The organism is Corallococcus sp. AB038B, from assembly GCF_003668955.1.
GTDB lineage: Bacteria > Myxococcota > Myxococcia > Myxococcales > Myxococcaceae > Corallococcus > Corallococcus exiguus.
On the sequence record NZ_RAWO01000002.1, the window covers coordinates 726,323 to 744,262 of the forward strand.

General features: G+C 70.7%; 5 protein-coding genes. 1 reads left to right on the forward strand and 4 read right to left on the reverse strand.

Features of this window, described 5'->3' with window-relative positions; translation table 11 throughout:
• The first annotated feature begins 1 nt into the window (after position 1).
• A complete protein-coding gene (locus tag D7Y04_RS14115) occupies positions 2 to 1,249 on the forward strand; it encodes a threonine synthase (protein ID WP_120595168.1) in 1,248 nt (415 codons plus the stop codon).
• Positions 1,250 to 1,264: 15 nt separating this feature from the next.
• Here D7Y04_RS14115 and D7Y04_RS14120 read toward each other — a convergent pair whose 3' ends face one another.
• The 4 genes from D7Y04_RS14120 to D7Y04_RS14135 are packed head-to-tail and all read right to left on the reverse strand — an operon-like array spanning position 1,265 to position 17,923.
• Positions 1,265 to 2,116 (reverse strand): aspartyl/asparaginyl beta-hydroxylase domain-containing protein, encoded by an 852-nt coding sequence (locus D7Y04_RS14120; protein WP_120595167.1) that lies wholly within the window; start codon positions 2,114 to 2,116, stop codon positions 1,265 to 1,267.
• Positions 2,117 to 2,171: 55 nt separating this feature from the next.
• Positions 2,172 to 3,497 carry a glycosyltransferase gene (locus D7Y04_RS14125; RefSeq protein WP_120595166.1) on the reverse strand — a complete coding sequence of 442 codons (1,326 nt, stop codon included), beginning with the start codon at positions 3,495 to 3,497 and terminating at the stop codon, positions 2,172 to 2,174.
• Between the two features lie 24 nt (positions 3,498 to 3,521).
• Positions 3,522 to 5,042 carry a hypothetical protein gene (locus tag D7Y04_RS14130; RefSeq protein WP_120595165.1) on the reverse strand — a complete coding sequence of 507 codons (1,521 nt, stop codon included), beginning with the start codon at positions 5,040 to 5,042 and terminating at the stop codon, positions 3,522 to 3,524.
• Positions 5,039 to 17,923, reverse strand: coding sequence for a non-ribosomal peptide synthase/polyketide synthase (locus D7Y04_RS14135; protein ID WP_370457109.1), 12,885 nt, complete (start codon positions 17,921 to 17,923; stop codon positions 5,039 to 5,041). The genes D7Y04_RS14130 and D7Y04_RS14135 overlap by 4 nt, the downstream gene beginning before the upstream one ends.
• Positions 17,924 to 17,940: the final 17 nt, after the last annotated feature.

The window sequence follows — 17,940 nt, forward strand, 5'->3', positions numbered from 1 at the left end:
CATGGGGCTCGAACATCTGGTCCGCGCGACCTGCGTGCGCTGCGGCAGCCACTACGGCACGCAAGGGGTCTACACGTGCCCTGGCTGCGGCATCGAGGGCATCCTGGACCTCGAGTATGACTATGACGCCGTGGCGCGGACGCTGACCCGCGAGGCGCTGCGATCCCGCGTAGGGAACCTGTGGCGCTACCTGGAGTTGCTCCCGGTGGACAGCACCCGGGAGCTGCCGCATCCCCACGTTGGCATGACGCCCATCTACGACGTGCCTCGGCTGGCGGCCGCGGTGGGCGTGAGGGCGTTGAAGGTGAAGGACGATGGCCGCAACCCCACGGCTTCTTTCAAGGACCGCGCGAGCGCTGTCGGTGTCCTCAAGGCCCGGGAGCAGGGGAGCGACGTCATCGCCTGTGCCTCGGCCGGCAACGCGGCTGCTTCGCTCGCGGGGTTCTCCGCGGCCATGGGCTTGAAGAGCGTCATCTTCGTCCCGGAGCGCACGCCCGAGCCCAAGGTGGCGCAGGTCCTCATCTTCGGAGGCACCGTCCTGCGCGTGAAGGGCTCGTATGACGACGCCTACGCGGTCTGCCAGGACGCCTGCGCGCGCTTCGGTTGGTACAACCGCAACTGCGCGGTCAATCCCTATCTCATCGAAGGCAAGAAGACCGTGGGCCTGGAGATGGCGGAGCAGCTCGGAGAGGAATTGCCAGACTGGGTGGTCTTCTCCGTGGGTGACGGCTGCACCCTGGCCGGAGCCTGGAAGGGGCTGTGGGAGATGCACCGATTGGGCTTCCTCTCCCGGCTGCCGCGCATGCTCGGCGTTCAGGCGCAGGGGAGCGCGCCCCTGGTGGACGAGTACGTCCGGCGAGAGGGCTCCATCCGCCCGGTGGAAGCCCGGACGCTCGCGGACTCCATCGCGGTGGGACAGCCGCGCAACTGGCGCAAGGCCTTGCGTGCCATTTCCGAATCACGGGGCGCCATGCTCGCGGTGGACGACGCGAGCATCCTGGAGGCGATGCGGCGGACGGCCCGGCTCGCGGCGGTCTTCGCCGAGCCCGCGGGCGCTTGCGCCGTCGCCGGGCTGACCCACGCGGTGGAGCAGGGAATCGTGGGTCGCGACGAGTCCGCGCTGGTGGTCATCACGGGCAACGGACTCAAGGACGTCCGGAGCGCGACCGAGGCCTCCGCGCAGCCCATCGACCTGCCCTCGGAGATGGCGGGCCTGGAGCAGGTGCTCCGGGCGCGCCAGTTGATTTGATGTTGCCTGGGGCCTTCAGGCGCGCTTGCCGGACGGGGGATTGCGCACGAGGTCGAACTCCTCGCCGAAGTACTCCTCCCACTTCCGTGAGTTCTGCTCGCTCCGGGTGATGTAGGGCGACAGGCTGATGAGCTTCACCACCGTGCGGTTGAGCCCGGACAGCACCGGCGGCAGCGGCCTCAGGAAGTCCACGAAGAGCACCACGCGGTCCCCGTCGTTCTCCTTGCGCACTTCGTGTTCGTGGGTGTCGTCGAAGATGAGGCTTTGCCCCTCGCGCCAGGAGGCCGTCTTGTCGCCCACGCGGATGTGACACGCGTCCGCGGGCTCGGGGACCAGCAGGCCCAGGTGGTAGCGCAGCACGCCCTTGTAGTGCCCGGAGTGCGGGGGGATGTGCTTGCGGCCCCGGAGGATGGAGAACATGGCGCTCGTCATGCCCGGGATGCTCTCCAGCAGACGCGTCGTTTCCGGACACCGGCGGCAGTTGTCCTCGAACTTCACCCCGTAGCCGTAGAAGACGAACGTCTTCCACCTGTCATCCGTGGTCAGCTCGCGCTGCTCGGGCATCAGGTCCTGGAAGTTGGGGATGATCTCCACCCCTCGCATCACCGCGTCCAATTCCTGTCGGATGACCTTCCAGTTCCGCTCCATGCGGCTGGTGAAGGGAAACGCCGCGGGGTCGAAGAAGGTGTTGTTTGCGTCCGGCCGCTGGTGGATGGCCTGGGTGACCTGCTTGGCCGTGAAGAGGGCCCCTTGTGTGAGGGCCGTGCCGGCCAGCTCCAGCGCCTGTTGTTTCAGCGCCTGACGCAGACCCGGGGGGCGCGGGGGGGGATTGTTCCCGGTGCTGGAGGGGCTTTGGGTGTCTTCCATGTCTGGCTTTCTGGAGAGGGATTGAAGGGTTGGAAGGGACCGGGTGGAGAAGGGCTCACGCCCGGACCATGTGCTGCTCGAGGGACTCGGCCAGCGCCTGGTCCTGTTCGGCGGCCTGGAAGCAGTCCTGCATCCGCTCCAGGGCGTCGCGGTACGAGGGCCCGCCGATGATCTCCTCCAGCTGCTGAACGAGGAGCTCTGACGTCAGCGTGTCGATGCGGGTGCGCACGCCCAACCCGTGGTGCGCGACCCGCGCCGCCATGCCGGGTTGATCCCACTGGACCGGCAACACCACCATGGGCACGCCGAAGTAGATGCATTCCTTGATGCTGTTGAAGCCGCCGTGGGTCACCATCGCGGTCGCGCGCCGCAGCATCCGCAGCTGGGGCACGTGCTTCACGGACACGAGGTTGTCCGGCGTTCCTCCCGGGACCTCCTCCGTCCACTGGTTGGTGGCGACCACGAACTGCCAGCCCGGGCGCTGGCGGGCCGCCTGGGCAACGGACTGGTGGAAGCGGCGGGCCTGATCCGCCTGGTTGACCATCGTCCCCAGCGAACACACCACCAGCGGACGCTCCTCATCGAGCCGCTCCCAGGGGAAGTCCGGCTCCTGCCGCTCCAGGTCGATGCAGGGCCCCGTGTAGTGGAGGCCGGCGGAGGGCTTCGCGCCGCGGAACTCCACGAACTCTCGCGGGCAGGGAACGAGCAGGGGCTCGTGCGCGCCGGTGACGCGGCCGCCGAAGTCCAGGCTCGACACCGGGTAGCCATGCTTGCGCGCCAGCGCGCGCCGGAACTTCATCGAGTCCGGCTCAATGCCCACCCAACTGCCCAGCGAGCCCAGCTTCGTGTCGATCAGGATGCGTCCCCAATCCACGGTGTTCCGCACGAGTGTGGGGAGGCTCTGGTCGGGGATGAGCCCCGAGCTGGTCGGTGGCGTCCGGGGCTCCCAGCGCAGGGGGATGCTCGTGCTCAGCGCCACGGCCGGCACCCGGTGGCCGTGGAGGACGAGCGACGGCTCCGGCAACAGGATGTCGATGACCCCCAGGTCCGGGCGCGTCCGCTCGACGATCGCGTCGAACTCGCCCTGGAGCAGCGCCTCCAGCATCTGCGTCTGCCTGCGGGCCATGTCGCGCAGGAACACCAGCTTGGACAGGCCGCTCAGCGTGCCGAGCTGGGCCTTGCTCCTGGCCTGGAAGCCCTTCGGGTAGAGCGACTCGAAGAGGCACTCGAAGCCGAAGCCTTCGGCGCGGATGAAGTCCTCCGTGTCAGGGAGGCTGCAGTAGATGATCCGGTGGCCGCGCTTCTGGAGCGCTCGGGCCATCTTGAACGTGGGGTTGATGTGCCCGCGTTCGGGCAAGGGAACGAAGAGGATGGTGGACATGCATGCACCTGGAAGAAGGGGCGGCTAACGCGGGCCGGGGTCGCGCAGGAGGGAGGACTCCAGGAAGGCGGAGTCCGGCGGGTACCAGGCCCACGCGCCCGGCGTGGACCCTGGCGGGCGGGCGGACTCTGGCGTCGCGAGCGACAGCACGCCCTTGTCGAAGAGCGCCTCCAGCGGTGCGAGCGGGGGCGCCCCGCGCAGGACGTCGCCCGCGGATTTGCCGAGCACTCGCGGCAGCAGCGCCTGTTCTTCCTCGCCCAACTGATCATCGCGGTAGTCGGACCGGAAGCGTCCACTGGCCGCGTCGAGTCGGCGCACGGTGGGGCTCAGCCGCACGACCAGGTCCTCGAACGCCCAGTCCGGTCGCGCGGCGTCCGACTCCAGCCGGGAGAGGCAGGCGCGGAAGCTGGATGAGAAGGCGGCGCGGGTGAACGTGCGGCGGATGAGCGCAGAGCCACGCTGGCAGGCCTCACGCAGCGGCGCTGGCGCGAGCACGTCCTGGAAGATGCGAGCCGCGAGGGAGGCGTAGGCGTCCGGGGCGCCAGCGGCCATCGCCTCGGTCTCGTGGACTTGGATGCCGTGGCCCGGCGGGAGCGCGTGGCGGTTGTTGCCCGCTCCGTTGCTGTAGACGGGACAGCCGTTGAGCACGGACTCCAGCACGTACATCCCGAAGGGCTCCGGGGTGACGTTGTAGGAGAGCCCGAAGCGGGCCTCGCGGACGAGGCGGAAGAGGGCGGGCTGGCTCAGGTGCGGGACGGGCAGCAGCAGGTCCTCCAGCGTCGCGTCCGCGGCCTGAAGTGCCTGGGCGAGCGCGTGCGCCTGGAAGGGGAAGCCGAAGCGGAGCACGTGTTGCAGCATCGCGAAGTCCTGGGCGGCCACCACCAGCCGCACGGGGGGATGGCCGTGCTCGCGGGCTTGCGCGCGCAGGCCCAGGAGAATGGAGCAGACGGCCTGCCAGTCCGCCTTGCCGGGCTGGATGGCGTGGCCCAGCACCTCGCCGCGATCCAGCGCCTCCTGCACGGTCCGGGGCAGCTCGACGCCCGGAAGGCGTCCCTCGCCGTCGGGGGCCTCCAGGCACGGCAGCGTCGGCACCATGGTGCTCACGTTCGCGGCCCCGCGCGGATCCAGACACCGCCGCCCGGACCAGTCCGGGGTCAGCAGCAGCGACGCGATGGTGTCGTGCATGTAGGGCGACAGCGCGCCGTACAGGTCGATGAGCGGGTTGCCCAGCCACGTCGCGGGGTGGCCGTGGAGGCCGTGGAAGAACACGAATGTCCGCCGCGCCAGCTCGCGGTTGGGCGCGCGGATGCCCAGGCCCATGTCGCAGTAGATGGCCAGGTCCGCGGCGGGCCGGGAGTGCAGCGCCAGCACGCGCCGCGCGTTGGCCACCGGGATGCCGGAGTCCCCCGCGTTGGGGTAGTGGCGATTGAAGCGCTCGACGTCGTGGCCGAGCGCTCGCAGCTCCTCCTCCATCCAGGCGTTGATGGCGCCCGCGGCGTTCTGGAACGGCTCCGCCTCCAGGTACAGCCGGGTCCTCGTCCTCATGCGACCTCCCGTGGCTTCGAGTCCGAAGGGGGCGGGGACAGCGACGCCAGCGGCCGGTCCGGTTCCTCCACCACCTCCATCAACAGCGCCTGGAGCGCGTCCGCCATCCGCGCGACGGTCGCCGCGTCGAAGAGCTCCGTGCGGTACTCCAGGTGGCCCGTGAGTCCTTCCGGGCCGTCCGTCAGCAGCAACTGCAAGTCGTTGAGCAGCAGCCCCAGGTCCGCGTCCAGCGGTTGGATCTCCAGCCCGGCCAGCGTGACCGTGGGCGCGGCGGAGGCGTGGAAGACGTAGCCGAGCGGGCTCAGCGGACGGCGGTCCACGACACCTGGACGCAGCAGCGACACCAGCTCCGCGTGGGGCAGGTCCTGGTGCTCGGAGGACTCCAGGTAGCTGGCGCGCACGCGCCGCAGGACCTCTCGGAAGGAGGGGTTGCCGGACAGGTCCGTGCGCAGCAGCAGGTAGCTGGCGAACATGCCCACCAGCGGCTCCAGCTCCGGGCGCGGGCGGTTGGCGTGCACGATGCCCACCACCGTGTCGCCGCACTGGAGCGTCTGTGCGAGGAACGTCTTGAAGGCCGCCAGCCCCAGCAGGAAGGGGGTGATGCTCTCGCGGCGGGCCAGCGTGTGGAACCGGGCGGACAGCGCGGGTGGGAGCGTGAAGCCGTGGCGGCCCTTGTGGAAGGTGCCGGCCTCCGGGCGCGGGCGATCCAGGGGCAGCGACGCCGGAAGAGGCTTCTCCAGGCGGTGGCTCCACCAGTTGCGGTGGTGCTCCAGCACCTCGCCGCGCATCCACTCGCGCTGCCAGCGGGTGTAGTCGCGGTAGCTCACGGTGAGCTCCGGCAGCGGCGAGGGCTGCTCGTCGCGGAAGGCGGGATAGAGCGCAGTCAGCTCCCTCAGCATCACCCCGCCGGACACCTGATCCGTGAGAGCGTGGTGGACGGCGAGCATGAGGACGTGGCGGCTGTCCGTGACGCGGAAGAGGCGTGTGCGCATCAGCGGCCCGTGCTCCATGTCGAAAGGGCGCCAGCCTTCTTCTTCCAGCCGAGACATCAGCGCCTGCTCGCGTGTGTCCTCGGGCAGGGGGCGGAGGTCCTCCACGGGGAGTTCCCACTCCGCGGACGGGGCCACGCGCTGCACGGGCTGACCGTCCACGCTGGGGAAGGTGGTGCGCAGTGGTTCGTGGCGGCGCACCAGTTCTTCAATCGACCGCCTCAGGGCCTCCACGTCCAGGGGGCCGTCGAGGCGCAGCGGGGTGAGCACCTGATTGTAGACGCTTGCCGCGCCCATGCGTTCCGGGGACCAGTAGGCGGCCTGTGCGTGCGAGAGGGGGACTTCGCCGTCCTCGGTGGAGGGCGTGATGGGGGGCGGCCTCGCGAGTGAACCGCTGCGCGGGGCCCGGAGCCGATCCGCGAGGCGGGCCACGGTGGTGCGGTCGAACAGCTCCTGAAGCGACACGTCCACGTCGAACACAGCGCGCAGGCGCGCCACCAGCTGCGTGGCCAGCAGCGAGTGGCCGCCCAGGTCGAAGAAGTCGTCGTGGATGCCCACGCGCTCCACGCCCAGCAGCTCCGCCCACAGCGTCGCGAGCAGTTCCTCCACCGTGTCGCGAGGAGCGACCTGGAGCGCCGCCCGTGCGGGAGGAGTGCCCGGGACGGGCAGCGCGCGTGTGTCCACCTTGCCGCTGGCGGTGAGAGGCAGCGCGTCCAGGAACACGAACGCCGCCGGCACCATGTACTCCGGTACTCGCGCCTTGAGCATCGCGCGCAGCGGGGCTTCGTCTGGGGACTCGTCTCGCGAGACGACGTAGGAGACGAGGCGGAGGAGGGAGGGAGAGTCTTCGCGAAGGAGGGTGAAGGCGTCGAGGACGGAGGAGGAGTCGCGAAGGAGGGAGGAGACTTCGGAGGGCTCGATGCGGAAGCCGCGCAGCTTCACCTGAGAGTCGAGGCGTCCGAGGAACTCGAGACGGCCGGAGGGCAGCCAGCGGACGCGGTCACCGGTGCGGTAGAGGCGCTCACCCGGCTCGCGCGAGAACGGATGGGGAATGAACCGCTCCGCGGTGAGCGAAGGCTGTCCGAGGTAGCCGCGAGCAACGCCGGGGCCGGAGACAAAGAGTTCACCGGGGAGGCCGACGGGGACGGGGCGAAGGAGGGAGTCGAGGACGAAGAGGCGGACGTTGGGGAAGGGAGCGCCGATGGTGGGCTGGGAGGGATTGAGTTGCGACTCGATGGAGGCGCAGACAGTCACTTCAGTGGGGCCGTAGGCGTTGAGCAGGAGGCGCTGGGGGTGTGCCCAGCGGGAAGCGACGGCAGCCGGGAGCGCCTCGCCCGCGGAGATGACGGTGCGCAGGGAGTCGAGGCCCGTGGGGTCGAGCTGCGCGAGGACGGAAGGCGTGAGGGTGACGGCGGAGATGGAGCGGGCGCGGAGCAGGGAGTGAAGGGGAGTCCCTGGGAGGAGCTGCTCGCGAGGGGCGAGGTGGAGGCAGGCGCCTGCGAGGAGAGAAGAGAAGACCTCGCAAACGCAGGCATCGAAGCCGATGGAGGCGAACTGGAGGACGTGGGAGGACGAGTCGAAGCGGTGCTCGCGGACGGCGGCGAGGGCGGTGTTGGCGAGGCCGCGATGGGTGAGGAGGGTGCCCTTGGGCTTGCCGGTGGAGCCTGAGGTGTAGATGACGTAGGCGAGCGAGTCGGGCAGGGAACGTGGAGGAGGCGGCTGCGTGGAGCGTGAGGCCACCTGACTCCAATCCGCGTCCACGCACACCAGCACCCCGCCGTGCGCCGGCAGCTCATCCGCCAGATGATCTTGGGTGACGACCACGGGAGCGCCGGAGTCGGCGAGCATGAAGGCGAGACGGTCCGAGGGAAGCGTCGGATCCAGGGGCACCCAGGCGCCGCCGGCCTTGAGGACGGCGAGCATGGAGACGACGAGATCGAAGGAGCGCTCGAGGCAGAGCGCGACGCGGGTCTCGGGACCGACGCCGTAAGCGCGCAGATGCCAGGCGAGCTGGTTGGCGCGTTCGTCGAGTTGCTCGAACGAAAGGGTGTCGTCGCCAGCAGCGAGAGCGGCAGCGTCGGGAGTGCGGGCCACCTGGGCTTCGAAGAGCTGGTGGGCGAGCAGGTCCTGGGGGAAGGCCACGTCGCTGGCGTTCCACTCCACCAGCACCTGGCGCCGTGCCTCTTCCGTGAAGAGCGACAGCGCGCCCAGCGGCTGGTCGGGTGCAGCGAGCACCGCCTCCAGCGCGGTGCTCCAGTGCGCCAGCAACTGGTCGATGGCCTCCGCGCTGAAGCGCGCCGGGTCATACCCCAGGCGCAGGAGCAGCTGGCGGTCGGGGATGACCATCGCCGCGAGCGGGTAGTTGATGCGCTCCAGGAAGCTGATGTCGCGGATCGCCAGGGCGCTGCCCCGCTCGATGACGGACGTGTCCACCGGGTAGTTTTCGAAGACGAGGAAGCTGTCGAAGAGGGACGAGCCGCGCGGCAGCTCGCTCCAGCCCTGCACCTTCACCAGTGGGCTGTGCTCGTGCTGGCGCATCTCCGCCTGCCATGACTGAAGCTCCTTCAACCACCGCAGCACCGGCACGTCCGGATCCATCCGCACGCGCACCGGCAGGGCGTTGATGAAGAGGCCCACCATGGACTCCACGTCCGTCAGCTCCGGCGGACGGCCGGAGACGGTGGTGCCGAAGACGGCGTCGGTCGTGCCCGCGCATCGGCCGAGCACCAGGCCCCACGTCGCCTGCACCAGCGTGTTGAGCGTGAGCTGGTGGTCGCGGGCGAACGCCTGGAGCGCCAGGGTGCGCTCCGCGCTCAGATGGATTTCCCGCTCGCCGGGAGCCAGGGACACCGCGTCCGCGCTCACGGGCCGGGCGAGGGGCAGGGGCGTGGGCTCCGTGAAGCCGCGCAGCGACTTGCGCCAGAAGGCCTCCGAGCCGGCGTCGTCCCGGCGCTGGAGCCAGGCCACGTAGTCGCGGAAGGGCGGGCTGGACCGATCCGGAAGCGGCTCGTCGCGCAGGAGCGCCTGGTAGGTGGTGAAGAGCTCCTGGAACAGCAGGCCCAGGCTCCACCCGTCCAGCAGCACGTGGTGGTACGTCCACACCATGCGCGTGACGTTCTCCTCCAGTCGGATGAGCGCCAGCCGCATCAGCGGAGGCCGGGACAGGTCGAAGCCCTGGGCGCGATCGCGGGCCAGGAAGTCCTCCAGCCGGAGCTGCTGCTCCGTCGGGGACGCGTCGCGCCAGTCCAACTCCAGCCACGGGAGCGGGGCGCGGGCGCTCACCACCTGGAGCGGCTCGGTCAGTCCCTCCCAGAAGAGCGCGGTGCGCAGCAGCGGCTGTCGCTCCACCAGCCGGTCCATGGCGCGGTGGAAGGCGTCGCGATCCAGCGGCGCGTGGAACGTCCAGGTGAGCTGCTCCAGGTACATGCCCACCTGGGGCTCGAACAGCGCGTGGAAGAGCATGCCCTGCTGCATGGGCGAAAGCGGGTAGATGTCCCTCGCGAGCGGCGCCGTCTGGAGGATGCGCTCCAGGGCGCTCGGGATAAGGCGGGCCAGCGGGAAGTCCGCGGGAGTGCGCCGTTCCGCATCCGTGCCCAAGCGACCGGCGATGATCCTCCGCAGGGCGTCGCCCCAGGCGGTGGCGAGCGCCTGGATGGTGGCGTGGGAGTGGAGCGCCTCGCTGTAGCTGACGAAGAGATCCATCCGGCCGGAGAGCACGTATCCGCCCGCCTCCAGCACGTGCGGCCGGCGCTCCGAATCGCCGATGGTGGGGCCCGCGGACTCACGCACCAGGGTGAAGGGGCCCTCGGCGCGCGAGTCCGTGTCGAACTGGCCCAGGTAGTTGAAGCTGAGCTCTGCCGCAGGCAGAGCACGCAGCCGCCGCGCCGCTTCGTCCTCGCGCAGGTAGCGCAGCAGGCCGTGGCCCAGTCCGCGCGACGGTACCTTCGCCAGCGCCTCGCGCACGGCGCGCACCGCGTCTCCCGGACTGGCCTCCGCGGGGACCTCCAGCAGCGCCGGGTACAGCGCAGTGAACCAGCCCACCGTACGCGACAGGTCCACGTCGTCGAAGAGGTCCTCGCGGCCGTGGCCCTCCAGGTCCACCAGTTGGCGCTGGTGGCCCGTCCATGCCGCCAACGCCTGCATCAGCGCCGCGAGCAGCACGTCGTCGATGCGCGCCCGGTACGCGGCCGGCACGTCCTGCAACAGCAGGCGCGTCTCCTCCGCGCTCAGTGACACCGTCACTCCTCGCGCCGACGCGAAGGTGGCGTCACCGCCAGCTCCATCGCAGGGCAGCGGGCGCACGCGTGAACGGGATGCGTCCAACCAGAAGGGCAGCTCCGCCGTCACCGTCGGCGAATGGGCGTGCGCCACCAGCCGCTCCGCCCACGCCTTGAAGGACGTGCTCTTGGGGGGCAGCGACACCGCGCGCCCCTCCTGAAGCTGCCGGTACACCGTGGCCAGGTCCTCCAGCAGCGTGCGCCAGGAGACGCCGTCCACTGCCAGGTGGTGGATGACGAGCAGCAGGCGTCCGGTCTTCTCCTCCGACGGGTCCACCAGCGCCGCCGCCACCAGCGGGCCGTCCTCCAGCGACAGGCCGCGCTGCAACTCCCCGGCGACCTGCTCCAGGCGCGTCGCGTCCACCCGACACACCACCACTCCGCTGGGGCCGGGCTCGGCGCAGGTCTGCCGCCAGCCCTCCGCCGTCCGGGTGAGGCGCAGTCGGAGCGCGTCGTGGTGCGAGAGCAGATGGCCCAGCGCCGCTTCCAGCAGCGGCACCTCCATCGGCTGGCGCAGCTCCAGCACCATGGCCTGATTGTTGTGGTGCGGTGCCTTCAGATCGCGCTCCACGAACCAGCGTTGGATGGGCGTGAGCGGCACCGGACCCACCACCGGCCCCTGCTCCCCGGTGGGCGCGTCCGCCGGCACCACCAGCGGCGCAAGCTCCGCGATTGTCGGGTGCTGGAAGAGCTGCCGGGGCGTGAGGCGCAGGCCCACGCGGTGCGCGCGGGCGATGATCTGCAGGCTGACGATGGAGTCGCCGCCCAGCGCGAAGAAGTTGTCGTGCAGGCCCACCTTCTCCCGGCGCAGCACCTTCGCCCAGATGTCCGCCAGCCGCTGCTCCACCTCCGTCTGGGGCGCCACGAACGGCGTCCCTGCCGAGCGCTCCAGCTCCGGCGCGGGCAGCGCCCGGCGGTCCACCTTGCCGTTGGACGTGAGCGGCAGTGACTCCAGCGCGACGAGTGCTGCGGGCACCATGTAGTCCGGCAGCCGCTGCTGAAGGTGCTGGCGCAGCGTTTCGATGTCCGGCGTCTGGCCCACGGCGGGCGTCACGTAGCCCACCAGCCGCTTGCCGCCCGGCGCGTCCTCGCGCGCAACCACCACCGCTTCGCGCACGGAGGGGTGCAAGGCCAGCGCGGTTTCAATCTCGCCCAGCTCAATGCGGAAGCCGCGAATCTTCACCTGCAGATCCGAACGGCCCAGGTACTCCAACTGCCCGTCGGCACGCACGCGCGCCAGGTCTCCTGTTTTGTAGAGGCGCTCGCCGAGGCGCGTGGCGAAGGGGTGCGGCACGAAGCGCTCTGCAGTGAGCTCCGGACGGTGGAGGTAGCCGCGCGCCAGGCCCGGGCCTCCCACGTACAGCTCGCCCGGGATTCCCACGGGCTGGGGCTGGAGGCGCGAGTCCAGGACGAAGGTCTGGAGGTCCGGGATGGGCACACCCACGATGCTGCCCGAGCCCCCTTCCGCGTCGGCCGCGTGCACCACCCGGTAGGTGACGTGCACCGTCGTCTCGGTGATGCCGTACATGTTGATCAGCTGGGGCCGCGCGTCCCCGTGCCGGGCGAACCAGGGCCGCAGGCTGGCGAACTCCAGGGCCTCGCCGCCGAAGATGACGTAGCGCAGGGATAGCGCGCCGGGCTCGTCGGAGGTCGCGTCCGCGTGGAGCAACTGGCGGAAGGCGGAGGGCGTCTGGTTGAGGACCGTCACCCGCTCGCGGCGCAGCAGCGACAGGAAGCTCTCCGGCGAGCGGCTCACCCAGTAGGGCACCACCACCACGCGCCCGCCGTACAGCAGCGCGCCCCATAGCTCCCAGACGGAGAAGTCGAACGCATACGAATGGAAGAACGTCCACACATCCTGCGCGCCGAAGCCGTACCAGGGCTCCGTGGCGGTCATCAGGCGCACCACCTGCTCGTGCGCAAGCTGCACGCCCTTGGGCCGGCCCGTGGATCCGGAGGTGTAGATGACGTACGCCAGGTTTTCCGGAGTGACTCCCGCGTCGGGTGCGTGGACGGGCTCCGTTTCGAGGCCGCGGTCGTCCAGCAGCACCACGTGGGCGCCGTGCGCAGGCAACGCTCCCTGGAGAGACGTCTGGGTGACGAGCACCGGGACCCGGGTGTCCTCCAACATGAATGCCAGGCGATCCACGGGGTACGACGGATCCATGGGGACGTAGGCGCCGCCCGCCTTGAGGATGGCGAGCAGGCCCACCACCATGTCCAGCGAACGCTCCACGCACAGCCCGACGAGCGTCTCCGGTCCCACTCCGAAGGAGCGTAGACGCCACGCGACCTGGTTAGCGCGCGCGTCCAGCTGCCGGTAGGTGAGGTGCTGCTCGCCGCAGGTGGCGGCGAGGGCGTCCGGCGTGAGGGCCACCTGCGCCTCGAAGCGCTGGTGCAGGGTGGGGCCTCGCGCGAAGCCCTCGCGCGGGGTGTTCCACTCCACCAGGTGCTGGTGGCGCTCGGCTTCGGTGAGCAGCGGCAGCTCCGCCACGCGCCGCTCCGGGTGGACGGTGACGTCGCGCAGCAGCACCTCCAGGTGCCCCAGCAGCCGCGCCGCGGTGGCCGGATCGAAGAGGTCGGCGTTGTACTCCAGCCCCAGCTGCTGGCCCTGCTCGCTGTCGGTGACGTAGAGGGTGAGGTCGAACTTGGCGGTGCGCCCCTCCACGGGCAGCGGGCGCATCGTCAGCCCTGGCAGGGCCCGCTCCAGCTCCAGGCCGTGCTGGTGGACCAGCATCACCTGGAACAGCGGCGTGCGGCTCAAGTCGCGGTCCGGCTGGAGCGCCTCCACCAGCCGCTCGAAGGGCACGTCCTGGTGGGAGAAGGCGCCCAGCACCGCCTCGCGCGCCTGGGCGAGCAGCTCGCGGAACGAACGTTCGCCGTCGATGCGGGCACGCAACACCAGCGTGTTGATGAAGAGGCCGATGAGCCCCTCCAGCTCCGGGCGCCCTCGGCCGGACACGGGTGTGCCCACGCCCAGGTCGTCCTGGCCGGAGTAGCGGTACAGCAGCGTCTGGAGCGCGGCCAGGTATGTGGTGAAGGGCGTGACGCCCTCGCGGCGGTGGAAGGCTCGCAGCGCGTCCGATAGGTCGCGCGGCAGCCGGCGGGTGGCCACCGCTCCCCTCGATGTGACGAGCGCAGGACGCGGCCGGTCCGTGGGCAGCTCCAGCGCTCGGGGCATCCCGTCCAACTGCTGGCGCCACCAGCCGAGCTGTGCGTCGAGCACATCACCCTGGAGCCAGGAGCGCTGCCACACGGCGTAGTCCGCGTACTGCACCGGCAGCGGCGGCAGCGGTGAAGGTTCGTCGCGAAGGAAGGCGTCGTGGAGCACGGCCAGTTCGCGAAGGAGCACCTCCAGCGACCAGCCATCGGAGACGATGTGGTGCAGCGTCAGGAGCAGCACGTGGCGCCGGGGCTCCAGGCGCAGCAACGTGACGCGCATCAAGGGGCCACGGGCGAGGTCGAAGGGCCGGTGCGCCTCTTCGACGGCGAGCCTGCGCGCCTGCTGCTCGCGCTCCGTCGCGGGCAGCGCCTCCAGGTCCACCACGGTGAGGGGCGCGGTGGCCTCCGCGTGCACGCGCTGCTCTCCGCCGTGCTCTCCTTGGATGAACGTCGTGCGCAGCGGCTCGTGGCGCCGGATGAGCTCCTGGAAGCAACGCTCCAGCAGTCCCACGTCCAACTCTCCCTCCAGCTCCAGCGCGGCGGGGATGTTGTAGAGGGGGCTGCCGGGCTGCCACTGATCCAGGAACCACAGGCGCTGCTGGGAGAAGGACAGGGGCAGCGCGCCGTCGCGCGGCACGGGGCGAGGGGCCGGAGTCGAGCCTTCCTCGGGAGTCCGTGCGTCCACCAGGACGGCGAGCTTCGCGACCGTGGGCGCGTCGAAGAAGGCGCGCAGGGGCAGCTCCACGCCGAAGGTCTCCTGCACGCGCGCCACCAAGCGCGTGGCGAGCAGGGAGTGGCCACCGAGCGCGAAGAAGTCGTCGTGCGGGCCCACGCGCTCCAGCCGCAGCACGCGAGCGAAGAGGCCGCACAGCAACTGCTCCGTGCGGGTCCGTGGCGGGGCGGCGGCGCGCGTCGCCTCCAGCGCGGTGGTGGGCGCGGGCAGGGCCCGGCGCTCCAGCTTGCCGTTGGCGGAGAGTGGCAGCGCTGCCATCACCACGAAGGCCGCGGGCACCATGTACTCGGGCAGCCGCTGCTGGAGGTGCTGGCGCAGCGTGGCCGTGTCGGCCTCTTGGCTCGGGCCAGGCACCACGTAGGCCACCAGGCGAGGATCGCCCGGCACGTCCTCGCGCGCCATGACCACTGCCTCGCGCACGGCGGGGTGCAGGCCGAGGCAGGCTTCGATTTCGCCCAGCTCGATGCGGAAGCCGCGCAGCTTCACCTGGAAGTCGGTGCGGCCCAGGTACTCGATGGCTCCGTCAGGCCGGTAGCGCGCCAGGTCTCCCGTCCGGTAGAGGCGCGCACCGGGCTGTGTGCCGACGGGGTCCGGCACAAAGCGCTCGGCGGTGAGGTCCGGCCGGTGGTGGTAGCCGCGCGCCAGTCCCAGGCCTCCAATGTAGAGCTCGCCCGGGATGCCCACGGGCACGGGACGAAGCCTCGCGTCGAGGACGTGCAGACGCAGGTTCGTGATGGGACGGCCGATGGGGACCGTGCGCGACAGGTCGCCGCGCTCGCACGTCCAATGCGTGACGTCGACGGCCGCCTCCGTGGGGCCGTAGAGGTTGAACAGCCGCGCCGGCAGTCGCTCCAGGCAGCGCCGCGCCAGGTCCGCGGGCAGGGCTTCGCCGCTGGAGAAGATGCGCTGGAGGGAAGCGCACGACTCCAGCCCTGGCTGCTCCAGGAATACCTGAAGCATGGACGGCACGAAGTGCAGCGTGGTGATGCGCTCCTCGGCGATGGTGCGCGCCAGGTAGGCAGCGTCCTGGTGGCCTCCGGGGCGAGCCATGACCAGCCGCGCGCCGGTCATCAGCGGCCAGAAGAACTCCCACACGGAGACGTCGAAGCCGAAGGGCGTCTTCTGCAGGACGGCGTCAGCGGGCGTGAGCGAATAGGCGGACTGCATCCACGCCAGCCTGTTGTGGATCGCGGCGTGGGTGTTGAGCGCGCCCTTGGGTCGGCCGGTGGAGCCCGACGTGTAGATGATGTACGCGGCGCCCTCGGGCGCGACGGTCACGTGGGGGCGGTGCGTGGACGCGCGCGCGACGGTGTCCCAGTCCGAGTCGAGGCACACCACGCTGCCGGACGTCGCGGGCAGTGAGGGCTTCAGACTCTTCTGGGTGAGGAGCACCGGGGCGGCGGCGTCTTCCAGCATGAAGGCCAGGCGCTCGGCCGGATACGACGGATCCATCGGCACCCAGGCTCCACCCGCCTTGAGGATGGCGAGCAGGCCCACCACCATCTCCAGCGAGCGCTCCAGGCACACGGCCACCGGCACTTCCGGGCCCACACCCAGCGAGCGCAGGTGGTGCGCAAGTTGGTTGGCGCGGTTGTCCAGCTCCCGGTACGTGAGCCGCTGGCCTTCGAACACGACCGCCGGTGCGTCCGGCGTGCGGTCCATCTGTGCCTCCACGAGCTCGTGCAGCCTCGCTCCGGCCGGTGCCTGCGTGCCGGTGTCGTTCCACGCCACGAGCAGTGTCTGGCGCTCTGCGGGCGTGAGCAGCGGCAGCTCGGAGAGGGGGGCTTCCGGCCGCGCCACGATGCCGGTGAGCAGCTCTTGCAGGTGGCCGGCCATGCGGGCCACCGTGGCCGCGTCGTAGAGGTCGGTGTTGTATTCGAAGGAGAGGCCCAGCCCTTCGGGATGGTCCGTGAAGGCCAGCGACAGGTCGAAGCGCGCTGTGCGGCTCTCGACCTCCAGTGGGAGCAGGGTGAGGCCCGGCATCGCGCCGGTGAGCTCCAGCCCCTGCTGGTAGATGATCATCACCTGGAAGAGCGGCGAGCGGCTGGGGTCGCGCTTCGGCTGGAGTGCCTCCACCAGCTTCTCGAAGGGCACGTCCTGGTGCGCGAGCGCGCCGAGCGTGGACTCGCGCGCCTGGGCGAGCAGCTCCCGGAAGGAGAGCCCCGGCCGTGGCCGTGCGCGCAGGACCACGGTGCTGATGAAGAACCCGATGAGCCCTTCCAGCCCCTGCTGCTCACGGCCCTCCACGGGCGTGCCGAGCGCGAAGTCCTCCTGACCGGAGTAGCGGTGCAGCAGCACCTGCGTGGCCGCCAGCAGCGTCACGAAGGGCGTGACGCCCTCGCGGCGGTGGAAGGCGCGCAGGGAATCGGAGAGGGCGCGCGGCAGCCGGGTCTCGCTCACGGCGCCGCGGTGGCCCTGGTTCGCGGGTCTGGGGCGATCCGTGGGCAGCTCCAGCGCCTGGGGCATCCCGTCCAACTGCTGGCGCCACCAGCCGAGCCGCGCGTCGAGCACGTCACCCTGGAGCCAGGAGCGCTGCCACACGGCGTAGTCCGCGTACTGCACCGGCAGCGGCGGAAGCGGTGACGGCTGTCCCCGCTGGAAGGCGTCGTAGAGCGCGGCCACCTCGCGGAGCAGCACCTGGATGGAGCGATCATCCGAGACGATGTGGTGCATCACCCCGAGGAGCACGTGCTCCTGTTCCTCCAGCCGCAACAGCGTGAGCCGCAGGACCGGTCCCGCCGACAGGTCGAAGGGACGCTGAGCCTCCGCGTCGGCGAGCCTGCGCGCCTCGGGCATCCGCTCGGCGGTGGGCAGGCTGCTCAGGTCGATGATTTGAATCGGGATGGACCGCGCCGGGTGGATGAGCTGATGCGGCTCCTCCTCCGTGGAGTCGAAGGTGGTTCGCAAGGATTCGTGACGGCGGATCAGCTCGTCGAAGGCGGACTGGAGCGCGGGGAGGTGGAGGGCGCCGAGGAGCCGGAGCGCGGAGGGGACGTTGTAGAAGGCGCTCTGGGGCTGCCAGCGATCGAGGAACCAGAGGCGCTGCTGGGCGAAGGAGAGAGGAGGGGGCGCGCCATCGCGGGGGGCTGGGCGAAGCGGAGGCGCGGAAGAAGCGAAGGAGGAGTCGCGAAGCGCGTCGAGGCGCTGGGCGAGGAGCGCGGGAGAAGAGGCCTCGAAGAGGGCACGAAGGGGCAGCTCCAGCTCGAGGGCTTCGCGCACGTGGGCGACGAGGCGGGTGGCGAGGAGTGAGTGGCCACCGAGAGCGAAGAAGTCGTCGTCGATGCCGACGCGCTCCAAGCGCAGCAGGCGAGCGAAGAGGCCGCAGAGAAGGGCCTCGGTGCGCGTGCGGGGTGGGACGAAGGATGCGGCGCGAGAGGCGTCTGCGTCGGGGAGAGGAAGGGCCTTGCGGTCGACCTTGCCGTTGGAGCTGAGGGGCAGTGCGTCGAGGAGGACGAAGGCCGAAGGCACCATGTACTCGGGCAGGTGCGAGGCGAGAGACGCGCGGACTTCGGAGACGTCGAGAGGCAGGCCCGGGCGCGGGCAGAGGTACGCGACGAGACGCGCGTCGCCGGGGGAGTCCTGGCGAACGAGGACGACGACGTCACGCACGGCGGGCAGCTGGCGCAGAGAGGCTTCGATTTCCCCCAACTCGATGCGGAAGCCGCGCAGCTTCACCTGGAAGTCGATGCGGCCCAGGAAGTCGAGGGAGCCGTCAGGCAGCCAGCGGACGCGGTCCC

Excerpts from the sequence above, each read along its gene's own strand:
- D7Y04_RS14115 (WP_120595168.1), top strand. The coding sequence starts at position 2 with ATGGGGCTCGAACATCTGGTCCGCGCGACCTGCGTGCGCTGCGGCAGC.
- D7Y04_RS14120 (WP_120595167.1), bottom strand. The coding sequence starts at position 2,116 with ATGGAAGACACCCAAAGCCCCTCCAGCACCGGGAACAATCCCCCCCCG.
- D7Y04_RS14125 (WP_120595166.1), bottom strand. The coding sequence starts at position 3,497 with ATGTCCACCATCCTCTTCGTTCCCTTGCCCGAACGCGGGCACATCAAC.
- D7Y04_RS14130 (WP_120595165.1), bottom strand. The coding sequence starts at position 5,042 with ATGAGGACGAGGACCCGGCTGTACCTGGAGGCGGAGCCGTTCCAGAAC.